This window comes from Thalassotalea sp. G20_0, assembly GCF_017744175.1.
Taxonomy (GTDB): domain Bacteria; phylum Pseudomonadota; class Gammaproteobacteria; order Pseudomonadales; family Endozoicomonadaceae; genus Endozoicomonas.
This window is the reverse complement of the sequence record NZ_JAGHQV010000183.1, coordinates 1-1,668: the sequence shown is the minus strand read 5'-3', so window position 1 is coordinate 1,668 and position 1,668 is coordinate 1. Positions and strand designations below refer to the sequence as shown.

Below are 1,668 nucleotides of genomic sequence, written 5' to 3'. Positions count from 1 at the left end.
GTGGCGAAACTGGTGGACAACGGGCTGGAACTGGAGAAAACACCCAAGCTCAAAGAGTCCGTGGCCGCGCTGTTGCCCCGGGTGAAAACCAAAGCCGAATCAAAAGAAGAGAGAGACCACTTTATTCCTCAGCATATCGCTAACTTGCTGTGGGCGGTGGCGAAACTGGTGGACAACGGGCTGGAGCTGGAGAAGACACCGAAGCTCAAAGAGGCCGTGGCCGCGCTGCTGCTCCATGTGAAAACCAAAGCCAAATCAAAAGAAGAGAAAGACCAGTTTAAGCCACAGGAAGTGGCCAACCTGCTGTGGGCCGTGGCGAAACTGGTGGACAACGGGCTGGAGCTGGAGAAGACAGCAAAGCTCAAAGAGGCCGTGGCCGCAATGTTGCCCCATGTGGAAACCCAAGCCGAATCAAAAGAAAAGAAAGACCACTTCAACACTCATGCTACCGCCAACCTGCTGTGGGCCCTGGCGAAACTGGCGGACAACGGGCTGGAGTTGGAGAAGACACCGAAGCTCAAAGAGGCCGTGGCCGCGCTGTTGTACCATGTGAAAACCCAAGCCGAATCAAAAGAAAAGAAAGACCACTTCAACACTCAAGCTACCGTCAACCTGCTGTGGGCCGTGGCGAAACTGGCGGACAACGGGCTGGAGCTGAAGAAGACACCGAAGCTCAAAGAGGTCGTGGCCGCGCTGTTGTACCATGCGAAAGCCAAAGCCGAATCAAAAGACGATAAAGACCGCTTCAACTCTCAAGGTACCGCCAACCTGCTGTGGGCCCTGGCGAAACTGGTGGACAACGGACTGGAGCTGGAGCAGACGCCCAGGCTTAAAGAGGCCGTGTTCAGGTTGTTGCCCTTTGTGAAAACCAAAGCCGAATCAAAAGAAGATAAAGACCGCTTCAACTCTCAAGGTACCGCCAACCTGCTGTGGGCCTTGGCGAAACTGGTAGACAACGGACTGGAGCTGGAGAAGACACCGAAGCTCAAAGAGGCCGTGGCAACAATGTTGCCCCATGTGACAACCAAAGCCGAATCAAAAGAAGAGAAAGACCACTTTATTCCTCAGCATATCGCCAACCTGCTGTGGGCCTTGGCGAAACTGGTGGAGAACGGGTGGAAGCTGGAGAAGACATCGAAGCTCAAAGAGGCTGTAGTCGCGCTGTTGCCCCATGTGCAAACCAAAGCCGAATCAAAAGAAGAGAAAGATCAATTCAAGCCACAGGAAGTCGCCAACATGATGTCGTCCCTGGCAAAACTGGGTGAGGCTATTGAGCTGAATGTGGTTAAATCAACGTTAGCTTCCCTTGTCGGCAAAATCAGCGAAAACACCCCGCTCTCTCAGCAAGATAGATGGATGTCCCTGTGGGGAGTCATGGCATTCTGTGCCAGATTTTATCTGAACTACGGTAAAAATAATAAAAGCTCGCTTGAAAAGCACATAGGTGAACTATTTTCTCGCCCGGGAAATACATCCTAAGGCAATACAGAGGATCAATCCATTATTGCCATGGCCACAAGTTGGCTAGGGATAGCGTGTCCGGTGGTTCCCCATTACCGGACAACCATTTCTCAATATCAATCCACCTTCCGCGATCACCTCCAATCAAGCTTTCCGTCTTTGAAGATTGAAGAAGAAAAGAGTCTGAACTCATTACCTCCGGTTGAC

At 51.9% G+C, this 1,668-nt stretch carries 1 protein-coding gene; it reads left to right on the top strand.

Annotated elements, in window-relative coordinates; translation table 11 throughout:
• A partial coding sequence (locus tag J7438_RS25370) for a DUF1601 domain-containing protein (RefSeq protein ID WP_209278827.1) occupies positions 1-1,479 on the top strand: 1,479 nt, incomplete at its 5' end.
• Between the last annotated feature and the right edge of the window lie 189 nt (positions 1,480-1,668).